The organism is Janthinobacterium sp. NKUCC08_JDC (genome assembly GCF_019345575.1).
Taxonomy (GTDB): Bacteria; Pseudomonadota; Gammaproteobacteria; order Burkholderiales; family Burkholderiaceae_D; genus Janthinobacterium; species Janthinobacterium aestuarii.
Window position 1 is genome coordinate 1 of the sequence record NZ_JAHKQW010000029.1, and the last position, 8935, is coordinate 8935.

The following is an 8935-nucleotide window of genomic DNA, read 5'->3' on the forward strand; positions in this document are numbered from 1 at the left end:
CGGCCAGCCCGCGCGCCGCCGTGCGCGCCGGCGTGGCCTGCCTGCTGCTGGCGGCCGTGTGGCCGGCACTGGCGCTGGCCAGCCAGCGCGATGATGGCGCCACGCTGCCTGCCATGGTGCTGGCCTTGCCCGATCCGCCCGCCTGGCGGCGCCTGCACGACGCGGTACCCGACTGGCAAGCGCCATATGCGGGCACGCCCGCGCGGTTTGCCGCCACCTATGCGCGCCAGGACGGCGACGGCGCGCCCGTGGGGCTGCAACTGCACTGGTATGCGCGCCAGGCGCGCGATGCCGAACTGCTGACGCACCAGGCCTTGCCGTACGGCGCCCGCTGGATGCCGCTGGCGCAGCGCGTGCGGCACGTCAACTTGGCCAGCGGCGCGCTGGCCGTGCGCGAAAGCGTGCTGGCGTACGGCGGCGAACGCCTGCTCGTGTGGCGCGTCTACCGCCAGGGCGGCATCGTCACGGCCAGGCCCGTGCTGGTGAAACTGCTGCTGGCGCAAGCCAAGCTGCTGGGCAGGCGCCAGGATGGCGCCGACATCATCGTCTTTGCCGCCTACGACGAGCTGGCGCCGCCGCCGCGCGCGCGCCTGCAAGCGTTCCTGCAGGCGGCGCTGCCCGTCATCGAACAACGCTTGCAGGAGCTGCCGCATGGCCCTTGACTTCGATACCGGCGACACGGAAGCGGCCAGCGTCGCCCCCCTGATCGTCCACGTGATCCACCAGCTCGACGTGGGCGGGCTGGAAAACGGCCTCGTCAACCTGATCAACCATTTGCCGCCGGAACGCTACCGGCACGCCATCGTCTGCATGAAAAACGCCACCGCGTTTCGCCTGCGCCTGACCACGCCCGGTGTCGATGTGATCAGCCTGGACAAGCGCGAAGGCAAGGACTGGCGCCACTACCTGCACCTGTACCGCGTGCTGAAACAGCTGCGGCCGGCAGTGGTGCACACGCGTAACCTGGGCTGTCTCGAGGCGCAGCTGCTGGCCTGCCTGGCCGGCGTGCGCCTGCGCGTGCATGGCGAACACGGGCGCGACATGAGCGACTTGCACGGCACCCGCCGCAAATACCGGCTGCTGCGCAAATTGATGCTGCCGCTGGTGCAGCACTTCATTGCCGTCAGCGCCGACCTGGGCCACTGGCTGGTGGACGCCATCGGCGCGGCGCCCGCGCAGGTGTCGCACATCGGCAACGGCGTCGACAGCGTGCAATTCCACCCGCGCCTGGGGCCGCCGGCTGCCGTGGGCCCGCCCGGCTTCCTGTGCAACGGCGCCTTCGTCATCGGCAGCGTGGGCCGCATGGCGGCCGTCAAGGACCATGCCTCGCTGGTGCGCGCGTTTTTGCTGTTGCTGGCGCAGCCGGGCGCCCGCGCGCGCCTGCGCCTGATCATCGTGGGCGACGGGCCGTGCCGCCAGGCTTGCCTGGAGCTGCTACAGCAAGCCGGCGTGGCGCACCTTGCCTGGCTGCCCGGCGCGCGCGACGACGTGGCGCAACTGCTGCGCACCATGGACCTGTTCGTGCTGCCCTCGCTGGCCGAAGGCAGCTCGAACACCATCCTCGAAGCGATGGCGACGGGGTTGCCCATCGTCGCCACGCAGGTGGGCGGCAATGCGGAACTGGTGCAGTCGGGCTGGAGCGGCACCCTGGTGCCGCCCGGTTCGCCCGAGATGCTGGCCGACGCCATGCTCGACTACTACAGCATGCCCGAACTGGGTCCCCGTCACGGCGCGCGCGGGCGGCGCCAGGTGCTGGCCGAGCACAGCCTGCCCGCCATGGCCGGCGCCTACCTGGCCGTGTACGACCGCCTGACGGGCGCGCGCCAGCCTTCTCCCCTGTCCACCACTCCCTGAAAGGCCTTCCATGTGCGGCATCAGCGGCATCTTTGATTTGCAGGGTCAGCGCGACATCGACGTGCTGCTGCTGGCGCGCATGAACCACAGCCTGCGCCACCGGGGGCCGGACGAAGGCGGCTTGCACCGCGAGCCGGGCCTCGGCCTGGCGCACCGGCGCCTGTCCGTGATCGACCTGGCCAGCGGCCAGCAGCCGCTGTTCAACGCCGACCGCAGCATCGCCATCGTCTTCAATGGCGAAATCTACAATTACCGCAACCTGATGGCGGAACTGCGCCAGTTCGGCCACCAGTTCCGCACCAGCAGCGACACGGAAGTCATCGTCCACGCGTGGGAGCAGTGGGGCGAACAGTGCGTGCAGCGCCTGCGCGGCATGTTCGCCTTCGCCCTGTGGGACCGCCGCCGCCACCTGCTGTTCCTCGCGCGCGACCGCCTCGGCGTCAAACCGCTGTACTACGGCGAGGCGCAGGACGGCACCTTGCTGTTCGGCTCCGAACTCAAAGCCCTGCTCGCGCATCCGGCCATGCCGCGCGCGCTCGACCCGCTGGCCGTGGAAGAGTATTTCGCCTACGGCTACGTGCCGGAGCCGCGCAGCATCTTCCAGCACGCGCGCAAGCTGCCGCCCGGGCATACCCTGTCCATCCGCGCGGGCCAGCCGCTGCCGGCGCCGCAATCGTACTGGGACATTCCCTTCGCACCGAATCCCCCCGCCAGCGAGGCGCAGGCGGCCGACGAACTGCTGGCGCGCCTGCGCGAAGCCGTGCGCATCCGCATGGTGGCCGAGGTGCCGCTGGGCGCATTCCTGTCCGGCGGCGTCGATTCGAGCGCCGTCGTGGCGCTGATGGCCGGCGTCAGCAGCACGCCCGTCAACACCTGTTCCATCTCGTTCGGCGACCCGACATACAACGAGGCGCACTACGCGGACCTGGTGGCGCGCCGCTACGGCACGGCGCACCACGCGCGCCAGGTGGAGCAGGACGACTTTGAACTGATCGACCTGCTGGCCAACCTGTACGACGAACCGTTCGCCGACAGTTCCGCCATGCCCACCTACCGCGTCTGCCAGCTGGCGCGCCAGCGGGTCACGGTGGCCCTGTCGGGCGACGGCGGCGATGAAAGCCTGGCCGGCTACCGGCGCTATCGCCTGCACACGCGCGAGGAAAAAGTGCGCAAGGCGATGGACCCGCTGCTGCCGGCCGGCTTGCGCCAGTCGCTGTTCGGCACACTGGGGCGGCTGTATCCGAAGGCCGACTGGGCGCCCCGCTTCCTGCGCGCCAAGACGACGTTCGAGGGTCTGGCGCGCGACACGACGGACGCGTATTTTCACGGCGTCAGCCTGCTGGGTGACGCCATGCGCGCGCGCCTGTTCAGCCCAGAGCTGCGGCGCAGCCTGCAGGGCTACCGCGCCGTGGAAGTGCTGCGCCGCCACGCGCTGGCCAGCCCTGCGCAAGACCCGCTGTCGCAGGTGCAGTACCTGGACCTGAAAACCTATCTGCCCGGCGACATCCTCACGAAAGTCGACCGGGCCAGCATGGCGCATGCGCTGGAAGTGCGTTCGCCCCTGCTCGACCATGAACTGGTGGCGTGGATGTCGGGCTTGCCGCCGCAGTTCAAGCTGCGGCGCGGCGAAGGCAAATACCTGCTGAAAAAAGCCCTGCGCCCGCTGCTGCCCGATACCCTGCTGTACCGCCAGAAGATGGGCTTTTCCGTGCCGCTGGCCGACTGGCTGCGCGGTCCGCTGCGCCAGCGCCTGCAACAGCGGCTGCTGGGTCCCACCCTGGCGCAGTGCGGCCTGTTCGACATGGATTACGTGCGCCTGCTGCTCGATCAGCATGCGAGCGGGCGGCGCGACTACAGCGCGCCGTTATGGTCGCTGCTGATGTTCGAAGCGTTTTTGCGCCAGGTTGCAAAGGGGTCAGACCCGTCGGGGGAATATGGCCCAATGGGCCGTATTCCGCTCCCGCAGGGACTGACCCCAACATCCGTCCCAGGCTAATCCATGCGCATCCTGCACATCCTCGACCACTCGCTGCCCCTGCACAGCGGCTACACGTTCCGCACCCTGGCCATCCTGCGGCAGCAGCGCGCGCTGGGCTGGCACACGACGCAGCTCACCAGTGCCAAGCAGGGGCCGTCCGATGGCGCGCAGCAGCTGGTCGACGGCTGGCATTTCTACCGCACGGCGCCCGATGCGCGCTGGTGGGCGCGCCTGCCCGTGCTGCGGCAAGTGGCCGTCATCATCGGCCTGGCCATGCGCCTGCGCCGGCTGGCGCAACGCCTCAAACCGGACATCCTGCACGCCCATTCGCCGGCCCTGAACGCCATCGCCGCCCTCAACGCGGGGCGCGCGCTGGGCATCCCCGTCGTGTATGAAGTGCGCGCCTTCTGGGAAGACGCGGCCGCCGACCATGGCAGCAGCCGGCCCGGCGGCTTGCGCTACCGGCTCACGCGCGCGCTGGAAACCTATGCGCTGCGCCGCGCCGACGCCGTCACCACCATCTGCGACGGCTTGCGGCGCGAGCTGTGCGCACGCGGCGTGCCCGCGCATAAAATCACCGTGATTCCGAATGCCGTCGATGCGGGCGATTTCAATGTCTCTGATAATCCAGCACTGGCCCACACGCTGGGTTTGGATGGTCATCCTGTCATCGGCTTCATCGGCTCGTTCTATGCCTACGAGGGACTGGTCCTGCTGCTGCGCGCCATGCCGCGCCTGCTGGCGGCGCAGCCGGCATTGCGGCTGCTGCTGGCCGGCGGCGGTCCGCAGGATGCCCAGCTGCGGGCGCTGGCGGAGCAGCTGGGCATAGCCAACGCCGTGGTGTTCGCGGGCAGAGTGCCGCACGCGCAGGTGGCCGCCTATTATCAGCTGGTCGACATCTGCGTGTATCCGCGCCTGCCGATGCGCCTGACGGAGCTTGTGACGCCCTTGAAACCGTTAGAGGCGATGGCGCAGGGCCGTCTCGTGGTGGCGTCCGACGTGGGTGGCCACCGCGAATTGGTCGACCATGGCAAGACGGGCATGCTGTTTCGCGCCGGCGACGCCGGGGCGCTGGCGCAAGCGATACTGGCCCTGCTGCAGGCACCCGACAGCTGGCCGTCGCTGCGGCGCCAGGCGCGCGCGTTTGTCGAGACGGAGCGCAGCTGGGGCGCCAGCGTGGGCCGCTATGCGCCCGTGTATGCGCGCGTGTCGGCGGAAGCGGCGGGAGCCGCACCGTGATCTTCACGGGCCTGCGCATCGCGCTGGTCGGCCCGCTGCCGCCGCCGGCCGGCGGCATGGCGAATCAAACGGCGCAACTGGCGCACAAGCTGCGCGAGGACGGCGCACAAGTGCAGCTGCTGGCCGTCAACGGTCCGCATCTGCCGCCGTGGCTGGCGCGCATCCGCTACCTGCGCGCCGCGCTGCGCCTGCCCCTGCTGCTGTGGCGCTTGTGGCGCACGGCCAATACGGTCGACCTGTTCCACATCATGGCCAATTCCGGCTGGTCCTGGCATCTACAGGCCGCGCCCGCGCTGTGGATCGCCAGCCTGAAAGGCAAGCCTGCCCTGCTCAACTACCGGGGCGGCGAAGCGGCCGTTTTTTTCGCCCGCTCGCCGCGCCTGGTGGCGTTCAGCCTGCGCCGCGCCAGTGCCATCGTCGTGCCGTCGGCCTATCTGGCCGGCGTCTTCGAACAATACGGCCATACGGCCCACATCGTGCCGAACATGGTGGACTTGCAGCGATTCAGGCCAGCCACGCGACGCACAGCAGCCGCAGATGGCCCGTGCATCCTCGTGGCGCGGCACCTGGAAAGCCTGTACGACAACGCCAGCGCCGTGCGCGCCTTCGCCATCGTGCGCGAGGCGTTTCCCGCTGCGCGCCTGGTGCTGGCCGGCGGCGGGCCCGAGCGTGCGGCGCTGGCGCGCCTGGCCCGGTCGCTCGGCGTGACCGACGCCGTGCGCTTTACCGGCCCCGTCGACAACGCCGCCATGCCGGCCCTGTACCAGGCCAGCGACATCGTCCTCAATCCCAGCCTGGCCGACAACATGCCCAATTCCGTGCTCGAAGCACTGGCCTGCGGCGTGCCGGTCGTCAGCACCAACGTGGGCGGCATTCCCGCCCTGCTGCAGGACGGCGTGACGGCGCTCCTCGTGCCGCCCGGCGACCCTGCCGCCATGGCGCACGCCATCCTGGCGCTGCTGCGCGACCCGGCGCGCACGCGGCAGCAAGTACAGGCGGGCCTGGCGCACGCCGCCACCTTCGGCTGGCCCGACATCGCGCCCAGGCTGGCCGCCCATTACCGCCGCATCCGCGCCGCGCCGCGCCCCGGCGCCTACACGCGTCTCGTCGCCCACTGGCTGTTTCCCCTGCATGAATGGTGCAAGGGCCACCACAGCGCACGCCTGCTGCGCCGGATGGAACGCTCGCAATGGTGGAGCGCGCAGCAACTGCAACAGTGGCAGCTGGCGCGCCTGCGCGTGCTGCTGCGCCACGCAGCCGATCACGTGCCCTACTACCGCGCCCTGTTCGCCCGCAGCGGTTTCGACCCCGAGCAAGTCAGGCAACTGGCCGATCTGTCGCGCCTGCCGCTGCTGAGGAAGCGCGACATCGCCGCCGCGCGCGACAGCTTCAAGTCCACCCGCGCCGTGGGTCTGCGCCCGTTCGCCACGGGCGGCTCCAGCGGCGAGCCGCTGCAGTTTTTCCTCGGTCGGCGCAGGGTCAGCCACGACATTGCCGCCAAGTGGCGCGCCACGCGCTGGTGGGGCGTCGACATCGGCGACCGCGAAGCCGTGCTGTGGGGCTCGCCCATCGAACTGCACGCGCAAGACCGCGTGCGCCGCCTGCGCGACGCGCTGCTGCGCACCACCCTGCTGCCCGCGTTCGCCATGTCGCCCGCGCGCCTGGACGGCTATGTGCAGCAATTGCGCCGCTGGCGCCCGCGCATGCTGTTCGGCTACCCGTCGGCCCTGTGCCGCATCGCCAGCCATGCTAGCGCGCGCGACTTGCCGCTCGACGGCCTGGGCGTGAAAGTGGCGTTCGTCACGGCCGAACGCCTGTACGACGAGCAGCGCGCGCAGATCGCCACCGCCTTCGCCTGCCCCGTGGCCAACGGCTACGGCGGGCGCGACGCGGGCTTCATCGCCCACGAATGCCCGGACGGCGGCATGCACATCACGGCCGAAGACGTCATCGTGGAAATCGTCGATGGCCAGGGCCGGCCGCTGCCCGCAGGCGCCACAGGCGAGATCGTCGTCACCCATCTGGCCACGCAAGACTACCCGTTCATCCGCTACGCCACGGGCGACGTGGGCGCGCTGGGCACGCAGCCGTGCACCTGCGGCCGCGGCCTGCCCCTGCTGCAGAAAATCGAAGGGCGCAGCACGGATTTCCTCACGGCGGTCGATGGCACCGTCATGCACGGCCTGGCCCTCGTCTACATCGTGCGCGAACTGCCGCAAGTGCGCAGTTTTAAAATCATCCAGGAAAGCCTGCTGCGTACGCGCGTGCTGCTCGTCTGCCTGCCACGCCTGGACGACAGCACGCGTGCCACCATCGTGGCCGGCTTCCAGGCCAGGCTGGGCGCGCAGGTCGACATCGCCGTCGAGGAAGTCGACGAAATCGCGGCGGAAGCGTCGGGGAAGTACCGGTATGTGCTCAGCAAAGTCGTCTAGCAAGCAGGCCTACATCGACACTAGATAATTCTTCCCTACCACGCGGCCATGCCGGTCCAGCTCCACCGACCACACTTCCAGTTCCGGGTTCAAGCGGTTATCGAACCACAGCCGCTCGGCGCAAGGAGCCGCGCATGGCGCCGAGCCATAGCGTTCGAACGACTCGCCTGCCCGCTCCACGTGGGTCGGCGCACCGAAGCGGGCAAGCACCGCTTGCCGCGTGTCGCCCGTCTGGACTTGATCGAACGCCGCCTTGCGGCTGTTGGAGAACACGCAGCATGCGGCGACATACCAGGCCGGGCTGAGGATGAGCAGACACAGTAGTATTTTTTTAGGCGATATCTTGATTTGCATGCCGTATTGTCGAGGACTTTATCCGGCGCGAGAAGCTGGCCGGAACGAGGCTGGGCAGAGTTAGAAAGAGGCAGGTCGGCCAGGAAGGTGCGATCTCGACGTTATATATTAGGCTTGTACGTCCGTTTTCGCCCTATATCGGACCTTCGCTCATCAAACTGATACGCCGGTTTCGTAGTTAATGCGGTAGTTCCGCTGATTGAAATCGGTCACTACGATATATTCTTCTTCAAGTCTAAAGCCTTCCGAAAATATATCCGCGCCAGAACTGCTCCACAATATCTTCCCATTTTCGTCCAGGCGGGCGATGTTCAATTCCCCATGTGAAATCAAGGTCATCCGCTTCGATTCGTAGTAAATCCCAAAACACGTGGCATCATCCACCACCGACGCCCAAATAAGTTTGAGGTCATTTAGGGAAAAGCACAGCACACTATCCCCTACCGCCAAAAGCAGGTTCGAATTGAGTACCAGTGCAGAATGCTTGTGGACGGAGCTGCATCCTCCGGGTGCACCGAAAACGACAACAGGGTCGCCGTTCAAGAAAACGCCGTGGGTCGAGGTGGGCGTATACACCGGTTGAAGGTTTTTCTCTTGCGCATACCGGTGAACATTGTCCTGAGAACCAAAGGTGTGACTAGGTTCGTCAACAATTTTAATTTCGCCCAGCTCAGAAAAAATTACTATGGAACTCATGCTTACCCCTAAACTTCTTGTGCCGGCTTTTGGCCGTTAGCCGCAGTGACCGGAATTCAAGTACGCAGTTTGCTCCACAGTATCCATTTGAGATACGGTATCTTCAATCATTTCAAGCGCCAAAAAACCTTCACGACTACGCACTAAGCTTGTTTCGACATCAGTCAGTTGCCGTTGCAAAATGCGTTCGCAATCGATAAGAATTTTTGTCTGCCAAGCTTTGGCTGTTTTCTCGTTGTTCTTCATGTTCTTCTCGCGAGGGTCTGCTTCTGGCCCAGGCCGTGTAAAAACTCAAGAACGAGACGCGGTCGCCGAGTTGGACAGTTTGAGCGTAGTTCTGGAGTATAAGGAAACGCTCCAGGCGATGTAATCCACTTTCTGC

At 67.2% G+C, this 8935-nt stretch carries 8 protein-coding genes; 5 read left to right on the plus strand and 3 right to left on the minus strand.

Annotation, left to right across the window (positions count from 1 at the left end; all coding sequences use genetic code 11):
• The 5 genes from KO538_RS28780 to KO538_RS28800 form a co-directional block, all read left to right on the plus strand.
• Window positions 1-662: exosortase C-terminal domain/associated protein EpsI (locus tag KO538_RS28780; protein ID WP_219330412.1), on the plus strand; the 662-nt coding region annotated here is incomplete at its 5' end.
• Complete coding sequence (locus KO538_RS28785; protein WP_072453678.1) at window positions 652-1854, plus strand: TIGR03088 family PEP-CTERM/XrtA system glycosyltransferase; 1203 nt, start codon at window positions 652-654, stop codon at window positions 1852-1854. The genes KO538_RS28780 and KO538_RS28785, both read left to right, overlap by 11 nt.
• A gap of 10 nt (window positions 1855-1864) precedes the next feature.
• Entirely contained in the window at window positions 1865-3850 is a 1986-nt protein-coding gene (locus tag KO538_RS28790; protein ID WP_257620652.1) for an XrtA/PEP-CTERM system amidotransferase, read from the plus strand.
• A gap of 3 nt (window positions 3851-3853) precedes the next feature.
• Window positions 3854-5071, plus strand: a complete 1218-nt coding sequence (locus tag KO538_RS28795) for a TIGR04063 family PEP-CTERM/XrtA system glycosyltransferase (protein WP_219330413.1) — start codon at window positions 3854-3856, stop codon at window positions 5069-5071.
• The gene (locus tag KO538_RS28800) at window positions 5068-7503 is read left to right on the plus strand and encodes a glycosyltransferase (RefSeq protein ID WP_219330414.1); all 2436 of its coding nucleotides are present in this window, start codon (window positions 5068-5070) and stop codon (window positions 7501-7503) included. Before KO538_RS28795 ends, KO538_RS28800 begins: the two co-directional genes overlap by 4 nt.
• 9 nt (window positions 7504-7512) lie before the next feature.
• Here KO538_RS28800 and KO538_RS28805 read toward each other — a convergent pair whose 3' ends face one another.
• From KO538_RS28805 to KO538_RS28815, 3 genes are all read right to left on the minus strand, one after another.
• Window positions 7513-7857: a hypothetical protein gene (locus tag KO538_RS28805; RefSeq protein WP_219330415.1), complete on the minus strand. Its 345-nt coding sequence runs from the start codon at window positions 7855-7857 to the stop codon at window positions 7513-7515.
• A gap of 153 nt (window positions 7858-8010) precedes the next feature.
• Window positions 8011-8553 carry a hypothetical protein gene (locus KO538_RS28810; protein ID WP_219330416.1) on the minus strand — a complete coding sequence of 181 codons (543 nt, stop codon included), beginning with the start codon at window positions 8551-8553 and terminating at the stop codon, window positions 8011-8013.
• 36 nt (window positions 8554-8589) lie between these two features.
• Window positions 8590-8799, minus strand: coding sequence for a hypothetical protein (locus KO538_RS28815; protein WP_219330417.1), 210 nt, complete (start codon window positions 8797-8799; stop codon window positions 8590-8592).
• Window positions 8800-8935: the final 136 nt, after the last annotated feature.